Source organism: Ornithinibacillus xuwenensis, from assembly GCF_039614845.1.
Classification (GTDB): domain Bacteria; phylum Bacillota; class Bacilli; order Bacillales; family Amphibacillaceae; genus Ornithinibacillus; species Ornithinibacillus xuwenensis.
Genome location: NZ_JBDIML010000002.1, coordinates 653,625 through 677,998 on the forward strand (window position 1 = coordinate 653,625; position 24,374 = coordinate 677,998).

A 24,374-nucleotide genomic window follows, 5' to 3' on the forward strand; every position below is an offset into this window, starting at 1 on the left:
TTTAACGTGAAAATGGAAGTGATAGGAGCATGAGAGGTTCTATCATGCACTTTTTGGCGAGGAAATGGGATTAAAAGGAGCATGAAAGGGTCTGTCATGCACTTTTTAACGTGAAAATGGGATTAAAAGGAGCATGAGAGAGGTTGTCATGCACTTTTTAACGTGAAAATGGGATTAAAAGGAGCATGAGAGGGGTTGTCATGCACTTTTTGGCAAGGAAATGGAAGTGAAAGGAGCATGAGAAGTGCTATCATGTACTTTTTGGCGAGAAAATGGAAGTGAAAGGAGCATGAGAAGTGCTATCATGCACCTTTTGGAGAGGAAATGGGATTAAAAGGAGCATGAGAGGGGTTGTCATGCACTTTTTGGCGAGAAAATGGGATTGAAAGGAGCATGAGAAGTGCTATCATGCACTTTTTGGGGAGAAAATGGGATTAAAAGGAGCATGAGAAGTGCTATCATGCACTTTTTGGCAAGGAAATGGAAGTAAAAGGAGCATGAGAGGGGCTGTCATGCACTTTTTGGCGAGGAAATGGGATTAAAAGGAGCATGAGAAGGGCTGTCATGCACTTTTTAACGTGAAAATGGAAGTGAAAGGAGCATGAGAGGGTCTATCATGCACTTTTTGGCAAGGAAATGGGATTAAAAGGAGCATGAGAAGGGCTATCATGCACTTTTTGGCAAGGAAATGGGATTAAAAGGAGCATGAGAAGGTCTATCATGCACTTTTTGGCAAGGAAATGGGATTAAAAGGAGCATGAGAAGGGCTGTCATGCACTTTTTAACGTGAAAATGGAAGTGAAAGGAGCATGAGAGAGGTTGATCATGCACTTTTTAAAGAAAAAACAGGAGTGAAACCAGCATGAGAGGAGCCCCCTCATGCACTTTTTAAAGAGAAAACAGGATTGAGCATGAGAGATGACCTCATCCACAAATAAACAATAGTATTATCTCCTATCTCCTTAATCTATTGATTTTGCCATGAAGTATCAACCGAAATTCACGAAAGTAGGGTAATCTTCAGTAAAATCGTTCTTAATAACGAACTATTTTTGTCGATATAGTTGAACTGGTAATGCTATCTGACTCGAATTTCGCCCGTAATTAGGCCAAACTACCTGACCTTTTTTATTACATCTTGCAGAAATCTGCAAAAGCTTATCGTTTTACCGAGAAATCATCTACCTTTCTATCTAAGACTATTGAACCTTGTCTAACTTTTTTGAATTATCTATCATTAAAATTACTAAGTTTTTAGGCTACTAGAATCATAGGGGATAAGGGCTAAAGACTTAAACAAGCAAGTCAATCTTAATAGAGGAGGAAGGAAATGATTAGAAGAATTTCGGTAATAACTTTAATCTTTCTATTAGCCTTTAGCACGGTTTCTTTTGCGACAGCTAACGGAAGCCTAGTGGTTAATGGTAATCTTCAGAAAGGGACGCTTTCGAAAGATTTAGAAGAAACGATTGGTCCCGAGCAAGAAGTTCGTGTCACGGTTGAACTAGAGGGTGACGCACCGATTGAAGTAGCTACAGAAAAAGGGGTTAAGTTCGGTGATTTAAGTGTAGCTGAAAAGAAGAAGCTTCTAAATGAAGCTAGAGATGAAAAAAGGGCCGTAAAGGATGCGATGAAGGAAAAGAAAATTGATGCTAAAATCCTTCAAGAATTTGATGCGGTTGTAAACGGCTTTAGTGCTGAGGTTAAATTTGGCGATGTTGAAGAAATTCAAGCACTTCCGAATGTAAAAAGTGTCGTCATTTCAACAAAATATGAACAACCAATTGCTAAACCAGACATGGCTTACAGTAAGGAACTTGTTCAAGCACAACAAGCATGGAATGAGTATGGATTTAAAGGTGAAGGCATGGTAATTGGGGTTATTGACACAGGCGTAGATCATAACCACCAAGATATGGTGCTTTCTGAAGAAACTTCTGTTGAGTTGACAGAGGAAGAAATTAATCAAATTATTGCTGATGAAGAATTACCGGGAGTTTACTATACTGAAAAAGTTCCATATGGCTACAACTATATGGATCAAAATCATGAGTATACAGATAATTATCCTGGAGCATCTTCACACGGTATGCACGTAGCAGGAACTGTTGGTGCAAATGGTGATGAAGAAAATGGTGGGATTACTGGTATAGCGCCAGAAGCTCAAATATTAAACTTAAAAGTATTTAGTAATGATCCAGAGAATCCATATACGTATGGAGACGTTTATATTAAAGCGATTGATGATGCAATCAAACTTGGTGCAGATGTGTTAAACATGAGTCTTGGTGCTCCTGCTGGGTTTGTTGACAGTCAAGATCCAGAGCAATTAGCTGTTTCTCGTGCAGTAGATAATGGCATCCTGATGTCTATATCTTCTGGTAACTCTGCTATGTTTGGGGATGGGTTCTTCTACCCTTATGCATCGAATCCTGATTATGGCGTAACTGGATCTCCAGGAATTGCTTATGATTCGTTACAAGTTGCATCCTTTGAAAATAGCTATTTGACAGTTGATGCATTGGAATATTCAATTGATGGCGGTGAGAGCGGAATTGCAGGATTTATGTCTGCAAGTCAAACACCTCCAACAGCTGGTACTTCCTTTGAATTAGTAGAATCTGGACTTGGTCATCCTGAAGATTTTGAAGGAAAAGACTATGAAGGAAAATTTGCACTTGTACAGCGTGGAGAGCTTGATTTCATCACAAAAGCACTAAATGCGCAAAACGCTGGTGCTGAGGGAGTCATTGTATACAATAATACGGACGGAATGGTCAACATGGCATCAGATCCGGCTATTGTTATTCCACAGCTATTCCTTTCAAAAGTAGACGGTGATAAGCTGGCTGAGGCACTACTTAATGGTCAAACAGCTACAATAACCTTTAACGGTGACCAAACATCCGTGCCAAATGCTACAGCTGGTGAAATGAGTTCATTCTCATCTTGGGGATTAACTCCAAACCTTGATTTCAAGCCTGAAATCACTGCACCAGGTGGATTAATCTATTCTACATTGAACAATGGTGAGTATGGTGTGAAGAGTGGGACTTCAATGGCTGCTCCACATGTTTCTGGTGGTAGTGCACTAATCCTACAGCGTGTAGATGAAGAATTCGGTTTAGAGGGTTCGGATCGTGTATTATTAGCTAAAAATATTTTAATGAATACATCTAACCCAGTAGATTTTGACGGTGCTCTAGTTTCACCACGTCGTCAAGGTTCTGGTCTAATGCAGCTTCATTCTGCATTATCAACTCCTGTAATGGTAACTAATTCAGAAACAGGAGAAGCAAAAGTGTCACTAAAAGAAATTACTGGTAATCAAGTAACATTTGAATTAACTGCTGAAAACTTCACAGATGAAGCAGTAAGCTATGAAGTTAGTGCGAATGCTCAAACAGATAGTCCTGTTGATGGTGGAGGGGTATTTGTAACAGCACCAAATCTATTTGGAGCACTAGATTTAGGAGCAGTAACAACAGTTGACGGGGAAGCAGTTAGCACGATTGAAGTTCCTGCAAATGGTTCCACAACATTTGAGGTAGCAATTGATGTGAGTGATTGGGATGCTGATCTAAATAGCTATTTCACAAACGGTTATTGGTTAGAAGGATTTGTTATGTTAACCGATCCAACTGATACAAACCCAGCTTTAAATGTGCCATATGTAGGCTTCAAAGGTGAATGGCAATCAGCACCTATTTTTGATACGCCAATGTGGGATGAGCTAACTTTCTATGGTATGACTGGTATAGCGACATCGCTTGGAGGAGATGAATTTGAATTCTTAGGATTAGACCAAGCGACAGGTGAATATGATCCTACGAAGATTGCGTTCTCCCCTAATGGAGATGGAGCAAAGGAGGATGCAGTGATGTCTCTTTCCTTTATAAGAAACGCAAAAGATGCAACTTTTAATGTTTTAGATTCTGATGGAAATGTAGTCGAAACGATCTTTACCGAAGAATTTTTACGTAAAGATTACTATGATAGTGGGGAAGGAAGCTATTACAAGATATCATCTGATTGGGCATGGGATGGAACAATTGATGGAGCGCTAGCAGAAGATGGTCAATATTACTTACAAGTAGAAGCAGTTATTGACTATGAAGGTGCAGAAGCTCAATCACTTGAACTGCCATTACTATTAGACACAGACGCTCCAGATATTGAAGCAGATATTGATAGAAGAAATCGTGAGCTTTCGATTGAAGTAGCTGATGAGAATGGAAGCGGAATTTCTTACTGGGCAGTATTTGTGAATGGTGAATCTGTATCAGAAGGACCAATTGTTGGTGATACGGTTCTAGAACTAGAAGATATTCAACCAAACTCAGTAGTACGAGTTGCTGTAGTGGATAACGCTGGTAACACAACTACTGAAACCGTAATGGGACCACAAGGAAACGGAAATGGTAAACCAAGACGTTAAGGTGAATAAATAAAGATAGCCGGTACCACTTAATAATGTGGTATCGGTTGTTTTTTTTGTTGGTTGTGTGGAGTTTTGGGAGAGTGATGGGATGTGCTTGGGGTTGGCAGAAATTCTAAACTCTAACGGAAAATGCTGGGGATTGAGCAATGGGTGCTTGGAAATGGGGTTAAAAGCTAAAGTTTAGCGCAAAGAAGTTAAAGTCCCCCTCAAAACAGTTAAAGTCCCACTCAAAACAGCTAAAGTCCGCCCAAAATAGCCAAGGTCCCACCCAAGCACCTCTCATCCCTAGACATTTCCGCCACGCAAAACCAAATTTCACTCTCACGGTAAAATTAACCCAATGAATCCTAAAAAACAGCAATCCCAAACGTCCTCTGATCATTCAACCTGGAAATTCCATTGAAAACTGTATATTTCAAGTGAAATTAGCGGAAAAAAATCATATTTATATGCAAATACCTTCATATATTCATTCATATTCCCATATGATAGGAAATCCTTCGAATATCGAAATTGTAGGAAAAATTTCATTTTGGGATAATAGTTACATGTAATTATTTTTACGTAAGAAAAGGAGATTATTATGGAAGAACGACAGACACTGAAAAAATCATTAAAGCCACATTGGGTTTGGGCTATTGCCTTAGGATCATCCATTGGATGGGGTGCATTTGTGCAACCGGTCAATTGGATGTCAACGGCTGGACCTGCTGGTGTCATTATAGGCTTTAGCATCGGTGCATTATTAATGATGTTAATTGCAATTAGTTATGGATTCCTCATTAAAAGCTTCCCCGTATCTGGTGGTGAGTTCGCCTATGCCTTTATTAGCTTGGGACGGAGACACGCCTTTATTAGTGGTTGGTTTCTAACACTAGGTTATATATGTATTGTTGCACAAAACGCCTCGGCATTTGCACTTATGATAAAATTTGTATTTCCCAATGTTATTGAAAATCTAAAGCTATATGAAGTAGCGGGCTGGGATGTTTATGGAATGGAGATCATCATAGCTTCTGTACTGCTTGGGATTTTTGGCTTTCTAAATATTAAAGGTACAGGTCTTACAGGCCGAGCGCAATTTATTTTTTGTTTAATTATGGTGTTAAGTGTTGTTGCGATTACATTTATGGTAGGGGCACAGCCTGGGGCAGGATTATCTAATATTCGCCCATTGTTCCCTGCAGATAAAACAGCGATTGCAGCGATTATTACAATTGTAGCCATTGCACCATGGGCCTATGTTGGTTTCGATAATGTTCCACAGGCAGCAGAAGAATTTCACTTTTCATCTAAAAAAGCATTTACTTTAATCATATTTGCGATTTTAGTAGCAGCATTATTATATAGTTTAATGATTATCGCTACAGCAATGATCGCACCATGGGAAGGATTAGCTGCAGAAGGTCATGCTTGGGGTACTGGTGCTGCTATTCAAGAGCTGCTTGGTACGATGGGGCTTGTTGTATTAGTAACAGCACTAACCATGGGTATCTTTACTGGTTTAAATGGGTTCATTATTTCAGGAAGTAGATTATTATTCGCAATGTCACGGGCAAAAATTATTCCAGGAGTATTTTCAAAGGTACATCCAACACATAAAACGCCTTATATGGGAATCATCTTTGTCATGCTCGTTGCGATGGTCGCACCATGGTTTGGGCGACAAGCATTACTCTGGATAGTTGATATGTCTTCTATTGGCGTAACCATTGCCTATTTCTATACGTGCTATACGGCATTTACATTATTTAAGCGCAAAGAGGATGCGAACTTTAATCCAGAAAAGCATGTTATTGCACCGTGGAAAAAGACATTTGCTGGTCTAGGTATGATTGCGAGTGTAACCTTTTTAGCATTACTATTAATTCCTGGCTCTCCAGCATTCCTTGGAATCGAATCTAGAATTGCGCTAGGTGTATGGATTGTACTGGGTATTAGCTTTTATTTATATAAACGAAAAGAAATAAACGAAGTTCCAAAAGAAGAAATGAATTATTTAATATTAGGAAGTAAAGAAATTAAGGCAAAGAATTTAAATTAATGAGTAATCCCATCTGTTTTCATAACAGATGGGATTTTTTACAGTTATTTCACATGGAATTAATATCCAGTTAATATTGCTTTATTATGATGATACTAGAGAAAAAGAACAAGTGAAAACAGCAGAGTGAAGTGGAATACGAGAGAGGAGTATTAACATGTCCAAGCACTCCAAGGGGAGAATCCCTTTCGTCCTTAAAGGATTACTTTGGTTCATATTTTTGCCATTATTGTTAGTACTGTCATACAGAACGTTTCGAGAAAAACAATTTGTAAGTCTGTAAAGATCAATAAAACTGTTACATACTTTTTTGATACCCCCTATTTTTAATATAAAAAATTGACACTCTCATCCTGTGAAGGTAGGAGTGTCAATTTTGTTTCTGGTAAATCGTTTCAATTAATTGATGACTGGAATTTCCATGGGAGTATTCGTTCCAATCCCTTGCAAAAGAGATTAGCTTTCCCATATTAAACTCATCATACTTCAGGATGTGAATTAATTCATCGGTATTACGCGCTATCGGACCAGGTACAAGATGTTCATACTCGTCCCATAATCCTCTTGTTCGTTCATATTCTTCTAAGTCATAGGCGAAAAATATGATTGGCTTATGGAGTAGTGCAAACTCGAACGGTATGGATGAATAATCGGTAATAAGTACGTCACTAACAAGTGAAACATGGTTAATGTGATAGCTAGAGACATCGTAAACGAAATCGATAAAATCATGCTGTAGATCCACATGAACTGCTGGATGGAGACTAAGAAATAATACATACTCATCCTTGAATTCTTCATATAATTTTTCGATTTCTAATGCTAAGTCATGTACAATTAATTGCTTATCGCGATAAGTTGGCGCATAAAGGATAACCTTTTTATCCTTTATCACCGGCATATCTTCAGTTAAGTTGGCTAGTACTTCTGTTTTTTCCGGCTCATTAAAGAAAAAATCTGTTCTCGGTATTCCGGTTCGCAGTACTTGATGATTCGTAACGTCAAATGCCCGGTGAAATATTTGATGCATTTTCTCAGAGCCAATTACAACATAATTAAAACGTTTGTAGACCTCTTTAAATCGTCTTCTTGCAACTGCTGAACGATTGTGGATTGATAAATCTTCTAATCCAAAACGTTTCATTGCGCCAGCTGCATGCCAAAGCTGTATGCATTGTACCCCTTTTTTGAAATTTGTTACGGCCAAAAAAGCATAATACGTATCAATAAACACTTTATTGGACGTAGCCAAATGATAAATTGCCCGAATCCAATTAAGGGGATTAGTGGTTTCATAGCAGATTATGATTCGATTGGGTGCCTTATCAAAGTCAACTCGGCAACGTCTAGATTGTAAAATAACAACGTGTTGATCAGTTTGTTTATCTAATGCATGTAACGTGTACAATACATTGTCCCCAAAGGAAGTCACAAAGATTGTCTTTGACTTTAGGGAGAAAACGCTACAAAGGTTGAATAGCATCCAAAATATAGCGAGATATATCGTAATGGTTAGATCTCTCACTATATTACCTCCTATTTAAATCTGTCTTTATTTTCGTCGTGGATATTCCTACCGTTCTTGGTAGATAGATTACTTCACAGTAATCCTTCAGAAAATCAAACTTTCCCATCCAATCATCCCCCATTACAAATACATCCACATCATATTGTTGTACATCGTCTAATTTTTGTTCCCATGTATGCTCAGGAATCACGTTATCGACATATCGGATTGCTTCGAGGATCATTTTGCGTTGTTCGAACGTATAATAAGCTTCTTTTCCCTTAAGTGCATTAAATTCATCAGAAGAAACTGCAACGATTAAATAATCACCGTATTCTTTTGCTCGACGCAGTAAATTAATATGACCAGTATGGAGTATATCAAAGGTTCCATAAGTAATAACTTTTTTCACGGAGTATCCCTCCAAATATCGTTCTCACTTTTAGAGGCGTTATTGCCTGAGATTGGGTCACGCACTTCAGTAGGTGCAATAAGTAACCCAGCTTTTTAAAAGTAGTATATGTAAATATATAAAACTTAATAGTACATCCTTTACATTAGCTTTACCGCTAACTAATATTGTCTTAATATTTAAAATCTATAATGATTTTAAGGAATGGTTTTGCCAAATTGAAAGGAGCGGTTTTATGAATATTCGTGGGATTGGCCATCGCGGTTACCCTGTAAAGTATCCAGAAAATACAATGTCTTCTTTTCAAGCTGCAATTGCGTTAGGCTACACACATATGGAACTGGATGTGCATCTAAGTAAGGATGGGGTTCCAGTAGTCATGCACGATTCTCGAATCGACCGAATGACCGACGGAACTGGGGAGATTCGTTTGTATACCTTAAGTGAGTTAAAGAATTTCAGAGTGGAACAGAATGAAAGGATTCCAACGTTAGAAGAGGTACTACTTTTAGCAAAAGACCAAATTATTGTATCAATCGAGCTAAAAGATACCAAATTATATAAAGGAATCGAAGAAAAAGTATATGAGGTCATTCAAAAAGTCGGCATGCTTGACCAAGTGTATGTTATTTCGTTTAACCATCGCTCACTTGCGATACTGAGGGAGATTTCTAAGGAAATTAAAATTGGGCCCCTTGTAAGTAAACTTAAACGATCTCATTTTCGTCTAATTGAGAGATTAAATGCAGCATATATTGCCGTTAAGCAATCCTCGGTGGATGAAAAATGCATAAAGAAATGTGAAGCGGAAGGCATCCAATTAGTGGTATGGACCGTTAATAACGTAGAAAGAATGCGTTTTTTCAAGAAATATCCCTCTGTACTTGTTACAACGGATGAATTAGAAATATTAAAAGAAGTTTACCATCCATCCTCATACACCAATAATATTCTAGAAAAAATCAGTGTCTAATGCTTCAACCTTAGTAAATCAGCTCCTCTATAATGATGGTAATTAATTCAATCATTAAATTATGCATAACTACAAAACATATTGATATAGGAATTAACTTAGGAGGATTTAAATGGAGTATATTATTGCTCTTTTATTATGTTTTTTTATTGCTGTTTCCATAACCCCTTTGGTGAAAAAACTGGCACTCAAGATAGGGGCAGTCGATCTTCCGAATAGTCGTAAGGTTCATCAACAAGTCATGCCAAGACTAGGCGGATTAGCAATATTTATTAGCTTTTTTATTGGGTATACCATCTTTCATCCTGGAATATTAGATGCGTGGCCAGTCTTACTTGGAGCAACAATTATTTGTATAACAGGCATTCTGGATGATAGTAGGGGCTTATCGTACAAATCTAAATTATTTGGACAGCTACTGGCTGCAATTGTAACCGTCCTCGGCGGTATTCGAATTGAATTTATAACGCTACCTTTCGGGGATAGAATTGAATTTGATTATCTTGCTATTCCACTCACGATTATTTGGATTATTGCCATTACAAACGCCATTAATTTCATTGATGGTTTAGATGGACTAGCGGCAGGTGTATCATCCATCGCCTTAATCACGATTACAGGTTTAGCGATGACGATGGTCGATACTTTAATGGTATTCATGGGAATTATGATGCTGGGCAGCACATTAGGCTTTTTAGTTTATAATTTTCATCCGGCAAAAATCTTTATGGGGGATACGGGCTCATTATTTCTTGGGTATATGATTAGTGTCATATCGGTGTTAGGCTTGTATAAGAATGTTGCGATATTTTCATTATTAGTGCCAATCATTATTTTAGGAATTCCGATTCTTGATACAACCTTTGCAATAATAAGACGAATCATTCATAAGAAACCAATTTCAGCACCGGATAAATTTCATTTGCATCATTGTATTATCCGGTTAGGATTTACGCATAAGCAAACGGTGATAACCATCTATGCATTAAGTGCCTTATTTAGCTTAGCAGCAATCGTTTTTACACGATCAACCTTATGGGGCTCAACGATTATTATTATCTCTTTAATTCTTCTGGTGGAGCTTATCGTAGAGGTTACGGGATTAATAAGTGTTAATTACCGACCGATACTTCGATTAATGGAGAATGGTAAACATCGAAAATAGAAAAATGGAGCAGGCTATGAAAGCCTACTCCATTTTTTATTGGTAAAGATGAAGGATATCCTCTGTATAATCATGCTTTACGTTGAATTCCTCAATTATTGCATCCAGTGATATCCCTTGAATCGTACGTTTTTCAAAAAACGCTGCTTTATCAATAGTTAATGACTCGCCGTTTATCGTATGGGTTTCTCCCTGGTAAGTGACCTCATATTCATCCTTATCCGATTCCTCCACCTTCATACCTAAGTAGTCACGAACAAACTGGATATCCACGAATAGCTCTTTCTGGTAGTAAAATAGGAAGTCACGATAGGAGAATGTTTCCTCTGTACTAGCATTTTGTTGGACTTCTGATAGGTAAAAGCTATCCTGTATTGCACCTGAATAAGCGTTTGTAATTCTAGGGTTTTCTGTAATGGCATAGTTATTAATTTTTCTACCTTCTGGGGCATTCACTAAGTTATTCACATCGAAATAATAAATGAATTTTACTCGAGGGTATAATGTTGGTAAATAAGTATACATTCGAGTAATTTTTTCTACAGCAAAATCTACATGATATAAGCCATCTGTAACCGTATAGTTTGTCGCACCAAATTCTCCAATGACAATAGGCTTAGTGTCACTATATTTATTGTACACATAATCTAACAGACGAAGTGGGTCTTCAAAGTCTGAGATTTCTTCCAAATTATCATTGTGGTAGACCACATTGTAAATATTCACACCAACATAATCCACATATTCGTCACCAGGATAGTAATCATCAATCGTGTTCTCCGGCATTGTAAAGACATTCCATAGCATCATGACATTAGGTGCTTCTTCCTCCATGATATCGTGGACAAGTTTCCATTTTTCAAGATAGAGTTCAGGGTCTCCAGAGTAGGCGGTCCAAGTTCCATTCATTTCACTAGCATACCGTAGTAAGATTGGGACATCCGCTGCTTTTGCATCCTTTGCAAATTGCCTTAAATAGTCGTCATCCTTTACTTCTTCTAGACCATTATTTGGCTCCCAAGCAATTTGGGGAAAACCTCCTGCAGCAATGACTTCATTTACCCAATCCTTCGGGAATGGTTGTCCATAACCTACATAACGGAAATAAGAGGCATGTTGTTTCCTAGCTAATTCATTAAAATTATCCATATTGGCGTTGATGTGCTCATCTTGGATAACATAACCTCCTAAATAAATACCATCTCTCGGTTCATATTTGGCTAAAGGGACATCTTCTTGATGCAGTAAAATGGTCGTGCCAATTTCTTGGTCGTATGGCTCTAATTGCTGTTCCTGGGGACTAAGCAGTGAAATTGTTTTTGTTTTTTCATCGAGGTAATAATCAACTTCAATTCCAAGATATTTTTCAATATGGCTCTCAGGTAAATAAATGGTGTCCTCGTCTTCCATATTGGTTTTTATTTCCCCTTTTTTCCAATTATCATTTTGTACGGCGCCTTCTTGGTAGAATAAATGATTATCTTGATATGTAATAGAGATTTGTTGATCACGTTCTTCGATTTGGAGCTCGGTAATCATCTCTAAATCAGATAACGCTATGTATAGTTGGTTATCTTTTGATTTAATTGGTTGGTCAATTTTATAATGGTCACCGTCATAAACAATTTCCATTCCATAAGTAGAGGATGGTGCTGTTGCTGTGGTTAATTTGTCTATGCTTTGCTTGGTCCAAAAGATAAATCGACTTGGACCGATAAGCAAAACAATTACAGCACCAAATATAATACATCCGATAAGTATCGATAACACAATCTTTTTCTTATTCATATCGCAAATCCCCTTGTATGACAATATTTATTTCAATTAACCTTCTCTCTAATTAGTTGTAGTGCTCCAGCTGCGGTCTGCATTGCTTCTTGTTTATAAGATTGTAACCTCCTTTCTAATCCAAGCGTGTGCTCTTCTGCCATTTCAATGGAATACTGCACTTTTTCGAATAAATGATTCTCATCCCAGCTCTTGGCAGTGACATCACCAATAACGGGTTGCTCACAAATCATTGCGAAAGAATCAATCTTTGGATCATATGAAATTGCAATAAATGGTGTAATACGTAATGCGGAAAAAATAAGCGAATGTAATCGCATGCCGATTAATAAGGTAGAAGCCCCAATTAGTGAAATTTTTTCTTCTATGGTTGCATCATGAGGCGAAATCAAGCTTTTTTCCTGCATGAAGGAAGCGACATCCTGGGAAGCCTCGTAATCATGAATACCGTGCATCGGTACAAATATGACAGTCATTCCATTTTGAACAAGTCGATCAAGGCATTTTGCTATTCTTTCCTTATAAGCACGATGTTCTTTCCAATTACGTACACTAACGGCAATAATAGGAGTCTCAATTTTTTGCTCTTCAAGCCAACTACTAATAAAGGAGCTGGAGTCAAGACCTAGCACAGGATCAGGTGCTATTCGTGCATCTGATTTAACACCAATTGTTTTTAACAGATTCCTTGAATTGTCATCTCTAACTGTAATTCCATCTGCTTTATTTAAGGTTACTTTGACTATCCATTTGCTTAACTTTCTATTGATAGGGCCCATTCCTTGGGCATAAATGAATACAGGCTTACGGTAGAATTTTGCTAGTTGAATGATGCCTGTATAATATGGAATGGACATTGGTCCAGTTACATCCTGTAAAAGACTTCCGCCACCACTGATGAGACCATCCGATTGTTTTATTACCTTTCGAACCGCCCACAAGCTACGACGGTTCACACTATTAACCTGATAGGTTTGCATCGTTTTCTCCGGGTTATTGGAGAGTACTGTGATATTAATATCTGGCTGTGCATTTCGTAGTGCATGAATAATTGAGAAAAGGATAGCCTCGTCACCTACATTATCAAAGCCGTAATACCCTGATAGGACTACGTGCATTTAATTCCACCTCTTTGTCATTGTCTTCAATTTTGGAGCTAACTTTTTAAAGAGATAAATCAATACCATGCCAATTACGTAACCAAAAACGATACTGTAAGCTGTTCGTAATAAGGATATAGATATTGGAATATGCAGATGTGTAAAAGTATTCATCATGGAAAGAAAACCAATCACACCAATTAGCAGTAATAACTTCCCAACCCATTCCCATTTTTTAACAAAATAGAGACCTAGAATATAGAAAGGAAAACCAATTAAGAATTCTTTTGTACGCGGTCTTACGTATAAGTATTCTTCTAATTTATTTCGGATCCATAATTCCATTTCACTGACGGTTCCTCCATTACCGGTACGGCTAATGTAATAAAAGCCAACAGCACTAATAAGGAGGAATATGAGCAAGTGCCAGTATTTGACTTCGGCTTGTAATAGTTTTAGGCCTTGCTTATGGACGATATGGATTGCTTGTTTCCAGAATAAGAGAATTGTCACCAGCATAATTGGTACAACATACACCAATTTAACTCCTCGAAATAATTCCATTCCTGTCACAAAGGCGTTCCCATTTAATAAGCCAATAACAAGATAGATTCCAATAAAATTAATGCCGAGTGCTTTCCCATATTGTGCCGTAATATTTTTATCAGTAGCCATAGTGGACAATACGGCATATGTCGGTGCAATAATCGCAATGCCTAGGGCAAATGCTTGTAAAAATAGGAGTCTATCCAGCAATAAGTAAGCGATTGCTGTTCCTGTCATGACTGCTATAGCACTTATTTTCAACCAATTTTGCTCAAGCACGGATGTAAATAGGAACGTATACAGGATACCTGCAATTAACAACGCAATAATGCTCCATAGCGGAACCGTAATGCTATCGAGTGCATCTGGTATGCCTTGTGAAAATGTGGCTGGTAGGCTTTGATGTACTCCTGCTATAAAAGCAGCGGCATTCTCAATGCTTGTATCGGGATTATCTGATTGAAAATGGAAAATAATAGACCGGATACTTCTTTCTTTAATTGCTCGAATGGCTTGATTTGTATTCTCTTCTAAATTCTTTTGATTTAAGTCAATACTGTGCAACCGAACGATATTATAGTTTGTTGCTCTTGCCAATGTTTGCATACCACTTTGAGAAGCAAATTCAATCCAATAGAATGTATAACCAGCATCGTGTAATGCTTGCGTATGTTTCTGGATTTGTTCTGGACTTGGATAACCAATAACCTCAGCACCTGAAAACAATAAATTGTTTTTCTCCTCAGAATGTAAGCTTAGTAATGCATCTACATTTTGCGTATTCATTTCTGGATTATCATCATCATTTTCAATTCGGAATAGATAATTTAAGTTATTATTTTTAATTTGCTCGATAGCTTGCTCATCATACCCAACAATAGAGGAGCGGTTAGTTCCTTCCGATTCCGCTAAAAAGTAAAAGGCCTCTTCTTGAATAGTCACGAGTGTTGGATTCAATGATGTTTGTATCAATTCATCGTAATAAGCATTTTGGGGGACAGATACATAATATCCCAGATCCTCTGGAATAAGCTCACGTTGATAATCCGAAAAACGTAGTGCCTTGATAAGCTCCTCTGTATCGAATATAGAAACAATGCCTCGGTCCTCTAAATCCGATAGAGATAGGGGAGAAAGACTGACGGTTGTTAATCCTGCTTCCTTCAAAGTACGAAGAATATCATCCATACCTTGAGTACCTTGTACGGCGAGGTCATATATTTCCTCGTAAGGCGCGATAATTTCATACGTATTGTTTCTCGCCTCAGCAGACCAGCGATTCATAACGGTTGGTATGGAGGTAAGCAAGATTAAAATTAATAGTGTCCAAACAATTACACGATTTTTCACGTAGATTTCTCCCTTTTCAGTAAAATAACGTTTATTTAAAGACTTTCTGAATCAGTGGAATTCGTTTTAACATCGTTTTATCCATAATCTTGAACCAATATAATTGGACAAAGTATGCAGTCCCACCGATGATACTGGCTAGGAATACATATAATAAAGCTGAGCCTCTATTCCATGCCTCAAAGTCGATGAGGAATGTTGGAATCCCAATTATTGCCCCCATTACGATGGAAGCTAGAATGATTTTTGCACTGTTACGATTAAGAAAGGAAAAGTGCATCTTTCTAATAATCAGCACTGTATTTAAGATGACAACCAATAAATAGACAAGTAGTGTTGAGATAGCCGCACCTTCTAAGCCATACAAATGGATTAGGATGATATTGGAGAAGGTTTTGAATAAGACCCCACCTATAATAATGATTGCTGCTAACTTGGCTAAATTAATCCCTTGAAGAATTCCTGTGCCGATTAATGTCAGACAAGTGAAAATCGAACTGAAACCAATGATTGCTAGTACCCAGCTTCCCTCAAGATTCATAAATAGAGCTAGATTAAGCGGGGCAGCTAGGACAAACAGAACAATGGCAATGGGCCATGAAATCATACTGGTCATTTCATGTGTCCGCTCCATAATAGAACGCGTGCCTTGATAATCTTTTTGTGATAGCTTTGCTGTAATAAGTGGAACCAATGGAAGGACAACAGAAGTTGCAAATACCGTAGCAATTTGCACGAGTATAAGACCTCGACTATAAACCCCATATAAGTAATGAACCTCGCTATCCGTTACACCTGTCGAACGCAATCCATAGGATACGGTAATGGAATCAACAACATTAAATAAAGCCATTGTGATGGAACCAATTGCAATCGGAATGGATACTGCTAAAATTCGTTTACTCCATGTTCGAAAATGTTTCGTTGTATAACGTTTTGTATGGCTGGCTTTGAAGGGAGCGCTTCTATATTTCATCCACAAATAGAGAAGTGATCCAATTACACCTATTATTGATCCAACCATAATTCCACCAGCAATTTCTGTATTGGAAAAATGATGACTAACCATATAATAGGCAATAGCTATTATCAAGCTAGCACGAATAAACTGTTCTATTACTTGGGATACTGCTGTTGGTCGCATATCGTTGAACCCCTGAAAGAACCCCCGATATATTGCCATGTATGGAGCAAAAAGTAATGTAGCTGAAACAACAATTAATGCAGGTCGAATGGAAGGACCACCTAAAAGTCCTGCAATCTCTGTTGAAAAAGTAAATAACAATAAAAAGCTTATAAGTCCAAATAATATCGCGAGAATACTAGCCGTACGATAAATGTCTCGAATGGATAATGTATCATTCTTCGACCTTGCCTCTGCAATAAGCTTGGAAATAGCAAGTGGTAGTCCTGCAACAGATAAGATAAGGGCAACCATGTATACTGGATAAACTAAACTAAATATTCCAAGCACCTCATCACCGGCAATATTCTGTAGCGGTATACGAAAGATACTTCCTAATATTTTTGAAATTAGTGTAGCAATCGTTAGAATAATGGTGCTTTTTACAAAGGATGATTGACTCATAAAACAGGTCCCCTTAAGGATAAATTGATGCATTTTAGAAAATAACTATAGGTTCAAGTATTCACCAGATACCCAACCAGTTATACTTTCAGACGTTACCTTGAACCACCCCCCATTTTCTCCAATTATGGTCACACGGGTGTTTTGGGGAAGGGTCTTGATAATTGGGAAGGAGGTAGTTGGCCCAGTTCGTATGTTGAGATTAACCGTTGTGGTTCCAATCATTCCTTCTCTTTTACGGTTAACAAAGTATTGTGACGCCCCTGAAGGGTAAGACATTGAACCTGGCTGGTTAAGAAACACAGGTACATCAAAATGCAGCACATAGAAATCAAGTAAACTATAAATCTCTCGCATTCGGTGGGTTTGTAATACAGCCCATGCGACATGTGTTGCATATTGTGGATAGCCAGGGCTACTCGGATTCCATCGCATCTTATACAGGGTATCCTGCCCGCGATTAATGTAGCCTTCTGCCAAGAATTTAGCACCGCCAATAATGGCGTCTCTTGGTGTAAACCATCCTTCTTTATATGCATGCTCTGATCCCATTTTCAGAGCATTGCTATCATATGCTTTAATGCCATACATGTTATATGTTTTTTTTGGTGGGACACTCTTGCCATCCACTTGTGATACTAGATATCCACTAGCAAGAGCAGAGGTGCCATTACCGGTTTCATGAAGTGCATGAGCAATTAAATAAACCTCATTCACATTATATTGTGTACTAGCATCAATAAATGCTTGCCCCTGACCTTCTAACGATCCTTTACCTTTAAGTACTTTATTATTTAATTCTTCTACACTTAACCCAGAAGATTGTGAAAGTGTTAGAAACTGTAGAAAATCACTTGAGCTTGTTGCAAAATTACTCGGGTTTGTATAATAGGAAACGAGCTCTTGACTAGCTAAATAAATTCCAGAGCCATCAACTTTAGGTGTTTTTGTCATTTGTATGGCAACCATGTTTAGAAAATCGTAGTTGTATTTCGTATACGTAATAATCTCGGTTGGGCCTTTTAATACATTTCTAATTCGATTTAAAATAGCAGCTGTTTCCCCTCGGGTTGTTTGCTTTAAGGGGTGATAATAACGATTACCATTTTCATCTATTTTCCCTACGATAATATTCAGTGCCAATAACTGGGCAATGGCTTTATGATAAATTGGATTAATTGTTTCCTTATCGACAAAATTCAACGACGCTTCCTCGACACGGATTCCTTTTGACTGAAGTGCTCGATGCGTTATGGCAGCTATTTCTTGTCTTGTAATCTTCTTATTAGGCTGAAATGAGCCATTTGGGTAACCATTGATTAATTGGTGACTGTTCGCAATGGAAATATCCTTATAAAACCAATCCTGTTGACTAACGTCAGTAAAACTAGTAGATTGAGAGCTATCTGTCAAGCCAAGAATTCGCACTAGAAATACAGTGAACTCTGCTCGTGTTACCTCTCTATTGGGCTTATAAATGCCGTCGTCATAGCCAACCATTATTCCTTCATGAATAAGTGCTCGAATATCATTTTCGAAGTAATGACCTGTTATATCGTCTGCTTGAACGGATATCGGTGAAAGCAGCAATAGCACTAACACCAAAATAATACATAGAATGCTGTATCTCTTCATGAACTAGATCCCCCGTAGCTAGTGGAATGCTCGAAGCAAAATAAAGATAAAATTGTTAGATTTAGTAGAAATATTATCGCTCGAGATAATAGTATTATATTTTTATAGGGAAATGGTTAAGAATACAAAAAGTTAACAGACTATTTACATAATTAACATTGCGTACATATAAAAGGGGGGAGTAGACATAGAAAAATCCCTTCTAAAGGTTGAATCCTTTAGAAGGGATTAATTAACTTGGTATTGACTAATGTAAATGTCCCATATGAAGAGGGGACTTTATAGTTGATCAACTGCTTGAAGTGGCTCTTCATCTGTGTAAAGAGCTTGAATTAAGCGTTCACTAGCATAACCTTTTGAATATTGATTCCATTGATTAGCAAAAACGGATACTTCCTGAAGGTTGAATTGATTTTGTTTCACAACTTCAATAATTTCTTCCGTCGTTTTTACGACAGGCCCTGGTACCATTTCCTCATAATTTTCCCAGAATCCTCTTGATTCATGATAGGCATCAATATCATACGCATAAAAAATCATAGGCTTCTCAAGTAAAGAAAACTCAAAAGGGATGGAGGAATAATCCGAGATTAGTATATCCGTTATAACTAATAGATGATTGATATTCGGATAGCTAGAAACATTATATATAAAGCCAGGAAAATCATTCTTAAACTCAGCATTGATTGCTGGGTGTAATCGTAAGAAAAGAACATAGTCTCGACTAAGGGACTTGTACATTCTCTTTATATCAAGCTCTAACTCCGCTACGTTTAATTGATCATCACGAAATGTAGGCGCATATAAGATAACCTTTTTCTTATTAATAACCGGAAAGTCCTCACGTAATGATTCCTCTGCAGCTTTCATTTCTTGTTTATTAAAAAAGAAATCCGTTCTTGGTATTCCGGTACGCAGTATATGCTCACTGGATAAATCAAAGCTCTTTCTGAAAATAGATGCCATTTTTTCCGAACCAACAACGACATAATTAAAGCGATGGTATACATCTACAAAACGCTTATAAGCTCTTGGTGATCGAAATTCAACAGAAGGGTCTGTTAACGCAAATTGTTTAATCGCTCCTGCTGCATGCCAAAGCTGAACACAAAGAACATTTTCTTTAAAGTTAGTCACCGCTAAAAAACCATAATAATTATCTACGATAATTTTATGGGATGTTGCTAAATGATAGATTGCCCGGAACCAATGGATAATATTAGTAGATTCAAAATCTAGTATAATACGACCATCTGCATGGAAATTTGCTTTGCATTGGGAGTTTTTAAGCACAACAACCTGATCATCTGTCTGTTTTTCAAGTTCTTTTAACGTATACAAAATATTATCCCCAAATGAAGCAACAAATGTTGTTTTCTCCTTTTGGGGAAATAATTTAAACATATTGAACGTAACTCGAAAAACAAATAGATAGAAACTAATCGCTAATTCTCTAGCCATTTTGTGTCATATTTAAATCTTGCTTAATTTTAGTTGTAGATATTCCAACTGTTCTTGGTAAATAAACCACATCACAATAATCTTTTAAGAAGTCAAATTTACCTTTCCAGTCATCTCCCATAACAAAAACATCGACATCATGCTTTTGGACATCTTCAACCTTTTGTTCCCATGTGTGCTCCGGAATAACCTCGTCAACATAGCGAATTGCTTCTAAAATCGCTTTGCGTTGTTCGAAGGTGTAGTATGCTTTTTTATCTTTTAGCTTATTAAATTCATCTGTTGATATAGCAACAATTAGATAGTCGCCATACTCCTTGGCACGACGTAAAATATTTATATGCCCAGTATGGAGTAAATCAAAAGTGCCATAGGTAATTACTTTCTTCATGTTAGACCTCCTGCATTTATTCAGGAATACTTTAAACCTTATTCTATTATACTATTTTTTTACGAAAAGAACATAATAAATTAACAAAAGAAAATGCACTCTATTTAATATAGAGTGCATTAACATTTAGTCTATTTTGATAAGCCAGCTATTTCGATCTGTAAGAGGTCCACTGCTTACCCATGCTTTTTCACCTTTGAAGTTGATTTGGTACCAGAAGTACCCATCTGCCTCTCTTGTTACTAGATTATTATTACTATCTAAAACGGCTGAGACTAATTCTCCTGTTGTTAATTGGTCAGAATATAGCGTACCTGATGTGCTAGGTGTTTTACGTACATTTAAATTAATGGTTGCTGTAACCTTCAATAAATTTAAGTTATTTACGTAATCACTGTGCACCCATCCGATTGTATTGTTATAGTTTACTTTATACCAAGTACCATTGGTTGCTAATAGTGTTATCTTACTACCGGTAGGAATACTACCTACGAGGTTACCATTAGGACTATCTCTTAGATTTAATCCGATATTTCCACTATCTGTAATACCAAAGATACCGGTCGGATAGCTTACTACATTACCTGTACTGCCTGACCAGGTCTTACTACCTTTAGGAGCGCTTTGCTGATTAACAAAGTGAGGTACTTCAAACACTAAAGCATATGAATTTGCTAGTGCGTTGTACATGTTATACATTTGAGTAGTTTGTTTTACAGCCCAACCTATATCAGATGCATATTGATGATATGCATAACTGTTATTATTTAGATGAGCAGGATTCCAACGCATTTCATAAAGTGTGTTTTGTCCATTGTTAATGTAATTGCTTGATGCAAAAGCAGCCCCTTCAATTATAGAAGTATCAGGTGAGAACCACCCGTTATCATAGGCACGTTGAGCACCGCAATCATATGGACATGAATCAAATGCTCCAATACCAAACATGTTATAGACTTTCCTAGGTGAAATATCCATTACTACTGGATTACCATTACTATCCTTTACGACACTTCCGTCAGGAGTTCTTTTAATCCATCTACTAATCCCAGTCGCTAAATCAGAAGTTCCATTACCAGTTTCTAATAATGCATGTGAGATTAGGTAAAGCTCATTAACATTGTATTTATTTGCACCTTGAATAAATGCTTGAGCTCGGCCGGTTAAAATTCCTTTGTTATATAAAAAGTTATCGTTAAGAATTTTTGCATCCACAGAATCTAAGCCAAAAGGTTGAGAAAGAACTAAGAATTGGAAATAATCTTTACTTCCCTTAGCAAAATTTGTAGGGTTTGTATAATATTCCACTTGATTTCTTGATGCAGTTTGCCATCCTTGACCATTTGTAAGATCTGTTTGTGGATTAACATTCATCTGTGCATTGACCATATGAGACAATTCATAACTGTAATTTGTTGTAAAGTAATTTCCACCCTGATTATATTTACCGAAAGTTGCAGTTAAGTTAGCCTCACCAGCAGTTTCTTTAAATTTAATCATGATGTCATGATTACCTTTTGATAAATGGAATGGAACTTGAAACACCTGGTTTAAACCAGTATCCGTCCATTTATCAAGAACAATTTCACCATCCACATAAACTTGCAATCCACCATTTGCATATGCACTGATATAATAACTACCATTTTCAACATTTACACTCTTTTGGTAAATAGCAGAGAAAGCGGTATTAGGTGGAATACTTGGAGAAGGAGACTTATCATTTCCCCAATCAAAATCCAAGTTATAAATCCTCGGTGAATACCCAACTAAGTTCCCTTTACCAGTAAGATTGGTATTCGGGAATACAACACCATACCAGTAGCCGCTTCTTGTCAAGTTATCCAACGTGAATTTTAATGAGGATTCACCTGCTGCCTCTACATACTCGATCTGTATAGTATGTTCTCCTTCTGCAAGGTAAAGGCTTTGCTGGAAGCTTTGATTCGAACCAGTATCTACTAGTCGGTCAATATATACCTCGTTATCTACTAGAACTCGAACACCACCATTAGCATTTACTAATAGATTATAGGCGCCTTCTGTTACAGTAACTTTTTTGGTATATACGCCTGAAAATGCGGTGTTTGGTTTTATTCCTTCTACTGGAGATAGACTGTTCCCTAAATTAAAATCTAGGTTATTCTCATATCCAGTAATATAGCTGTCACCTGTAAAATCATTATTGGTATAGACTTGGCCTATCCAAGGGTTGACTCCAGATACTATTTTGAAATGGAGATTAGGATTACTAGATACATTTTTATAATGTATTTTTACATTGTGTTTTCCTACTGGTAGATTAATAGTTTTCTGTGAAATTTCACTTGGTAAAGTATTCCATTGATCTATCTGCAGGGTTCCATCAATATATACCCTAAAATTACCGTTAGTTTTTACGATTAGATTTTTTTGTTCATTACTGTTAACCGTAATATACCTTTGATAGATAGCAGAGAAATCACTATCTGCAGCGATACCAGGTGCAGGAGAATTGTTAGTATTCCAATTAAAACCTATTTCTGGTATTTGTGGGCTGTATCCAGTAAGAACTCCCTTATTTCCGGATAAGTCTGAATTAGGGAATACAACACCATACCACCGATTATCTCTCATCAAATTATCGAGAACAAATTCAAGGTCAGCTGCACCAGCAGTTTCCTTAAATTCAATTCGGATAGTATGCTCACCAGCCGAAAGATTAACTGGCTGTGTATGGATTTGACGCTCACCGGTATCATTCCATTTATCAATGTACATTTGCCCATCGACATAAACTCTAATTCCACCATTACCTCTAGCAATTAGATTGTATGCACCTTCATCTACAGTGACTTTTCGCTGATAAACAGCGGAAAAAGCCGTATTAGGTGCGATACCAGGTGCTGGAGATTTTGTATTACCCCAATCAAAGTTTATTTCTGGCAGCTGTGGACTGTACCCAGAAAGTACGCCTTTATCTCCAGATAATGTCGTATTAGGGTAAACAACCCCAAACCATCGATTATCTCTTAGAAGATCATCTAGAACAAATTCAAGGTCAGCTTCACCAGCGGTTTCCTTAAATTCAATTCGGATAGTATGCTCACCAGAAGACAACGTAATCGGTTGTGTATGGATTTGACGCTTCCCAGTATCTACCCATTTATCAATGTATAAGTGCCCATCGACATAAACCCTAATTCCACCATTACCTCTAGCAATTAGATTATACGCACCTTCATCTACAGTAACTTTTCGCTGATATACAGCGGAAAAAGCCGTATTAGGTGCAATACCAGGAGCAGGAGATTTTGTGTTACCCCAATCAAAGTTTATTTCTGGTAGCTGTGGACTGTACCCGGAAAGAACACCTTTATCTCCAGATAATGTCGTGTTAGGGTAAACAACACCAAACCACCGATTATCTCTTAGTAGATCATCTAGAACAAATTCAAGGTCTGCCTCACCAGCAGTTTCCCTAAATTCAATTCGAATGGTATGCTCACCAGAAGATAACGTAATCGGTTGTGTATGGATTTGACGTTCACCTGTATCATTCCATTTATTAATGTATAAGTGGCCATCAACATAAACCCTAATTCCACCATTACCTCTAGCAATTAGATTATATGCACCTTCATCTACGGTAACTTTTCTTTCGTAGACAGCAGAAAAAGCAGTATTTGGTGCAATGCCAGGTGCCGGCGATAAATCATTACCCCAATTGTAATTAATAGTGTCAGTAGTTCCAGAATACACACCATTACCTTCTAAATTCACATTATCGTAATATATGTATTCCCAGCTAGAACTCGACGCCGCATTAGCATTATTAGGATTTAGAGCTAATAGTAACGAAATCAATAATACTGTGGTAATAAGGAGTAGACTATTCAGTTGTAACTTGCTAGTTTTAATATTCGACACCTCCCTAAAATAAAAATATTTTAATAGTTATAATTTTAATAGATTCATAACTATAAAGCAATGT

14 protein-coding genes are annotated in these 24,374 nt (G+C 37.3%); 4 read left to right on the forward strand and 10 right to left on the reverse strand.

The annotated features are described in order from the left end of the window. The first annotated feature begins 1,330 nt into the window (after positions 1-1,330). Together ABC228_RS09065 and ABC228_RS09070 are read left to right on the forward strand one after the other, a co-directional pair. Positions 1,331-4,438, forward strand: a complete 3,108-nt coding sequence (locus tag ABC228_RS09065) for a S8 family serine peptidase (RefSeq protein ID WP_345824796.1) — start codon at positions 1,331-1,333, stop codon at positions 4,436-4,438. A gap of 586 nt (positions 4,439-5,024) precedes the next feature. Next, positions 5,025-6,485, forward strand: coding sequence for an APC family permease (locus ABC228_RS09070; protein ID WP_345824797.1), 1,461 nt, complete (start codon positions 5,025-5,027; stop codon positions 6,483-6,485). Positions 6,486-6,855: 370 nt separating this feature from the next. Here the strand turns inward: ABC228_RS09070 and ABC228_RS09075 are convergent, their stop codons facing one another. Together ABC228_RS09075 and tagD (ABC228_RS09080) are read right to left on the reverse strand one after the other, a co-directional pair. Beyond that, a complete protein-coding gene (locus tag ABC228_RS09075; protein WP_345824798.1) occupies positions 6,856-8,010 on the reverse strand; it encodes a CDP-glycerol glycerophosphotransferase family protein in 1,155 nt (384 codons plus the stop codon). Between the two features lie 4 nt (positions 8,011-8,014). Continuing rightward, positions 8,015-8,404 (reverse strand): glycerol-3-phosphate cytidylyltransferase, encoded by a 390-nt coding sequence (tagD, locus tag ABC228_RS09080; protein ID WP_345824799.1) that lies wholly within the window; start codon positions 8,402-8,404, stop codon positions 8,015-8,017. 235 nt (positions 8,405-8,639) lie between these two features. Between tagD (ABC228_RS09080) and ABC228_RS09085 the strand changes: the two genes are divergently transcribed. After that, entirely contained in the window at positions 8,640-9,377 is a 738-nt protein-coding gene (locus tag ABC228_RS09085) for a glycerophosphodiester phosphodiesterase (RefSeq protein ID WP_345824800.1), read from the forward strand. A gap of 112 nt (positions 9,378-9,489) precedes the next feature. Next, a complete protein-coding gene (locus ABC228_RS09090; RefSeq protein ID WP_345824801.1) occupies positions 9,490-10,542 on the forward strand; it encodes a glycosyltransferase family 4 protein in 1,053 nt (350 codons plus the stop codon). Positions 10,543-10,578: 36 nt separating this feature from the next. Here ABC228_RS09090 and ABC228_RS09095 read toward each other — a convergent pair whose 3' ends face one another. The 8 genes from ABC228_RS09095 to ABC228_RS09130 all read right to left on the reverse strand — a co-directional run bounded on the left by ABC228_RS09095 (position 10,579) and on the right by ABC228_RS09130 (position 24,310). Further along, positions 10,579-12,330 (reverse strand): glycoside hydrolase family 26 protein, encoded by a 1,752-nt coding sequence (locus tag ABC228_RS09095; RefSeq protein ID WP_345824802.1) that lies wholly within the window; start codon positions 12,328-12,330, stop codon positions 10,579-10,581. A gap of 32 nt (positions 12,331-12,362) precedes the next feature. Continuing rightward, positions 12,363-13,448 (reverse strand): polysaccharide pyruvyl transferase CsaB, encoded by a 1,086-nt coding sequence (csaB, locus tag ABC228_RS09100; protein WP_345824803.1) that lies wholly within the window; start codon positions 13,446-13,448, stop codon positions 12,363-12,365. After that, positions 13,449-15,326, reverse strand: coding sequence for a DUF5693 family protein (locus ABC228_RS09105; protein WP_345824804.1), 1,878 nt, complete (start codon positions 15,324-15,326; stop codon positions 13,449-13,451). Between the two features lie 31 nt (positions 15,327-15,357). Then, positions 15,358-16,914: a putative polysaccharide biosynthesis protein gene (locus ABC228_RS09110; RefSeq protein ID WP_345824805.1), complete on the reverse strand. Its 1,557-nt coding sequence runs from the start codon at positions 16,912-16,914 to the stop codon at positions 15,358-15,360. 45 nt (positions 16,915-16,959) lie between these two features. Continuing rightward, the gene (locus ABC228_RS09115) at positions 16,960-18,549 is read right to left on the reverse strand and encodes an S-layer homology domain-containing protein (RefSeq protein WP_345824806.1); all 1,590 of its coding nucleotides are present in this window, start codon (positions 18,547-18,549) and stop codon (positions 16,960-16,962) included. A 279-nt stretch (positions 18,550-18,828) separates the two neighbouring features. Beyond that, entirely contained in the window at positions 18,829-19,890 is a 1,062-nt protein-coding gene (locus tag ABC228_RS09120) for a CDP-glycerol glycerophosphotransferase family protein (protein ID WP_345824807.1), read from the reverse strand. A gap of 112 nt (positions 19,891-20,002) precedes the next feature. After that, positions 20,003-20,401, reverse strand: a complete 399-nt coding sequence (gene tagD / locus ABC228_RS09125; protein WP_345824808.1) for a glycerol-3-phosphate cytidylyltransferase — start codon at positions 20,399-20,401, stop codon at positions 20,003-20,005. 126 nt (positions 20,402-20,527) lie between these two features. Continuing rightward, entirely contained in the window at positions 20,528-24,310 is a 3,783-nt protein-coding gene (locus ABC228_RS09130; RefSeq protein ID WP_345824809.1) for a PA14 domain-containing protein, read from the reverse strand. Positions 24,311-24,374 lie beyond the last annotated feature (64 nt).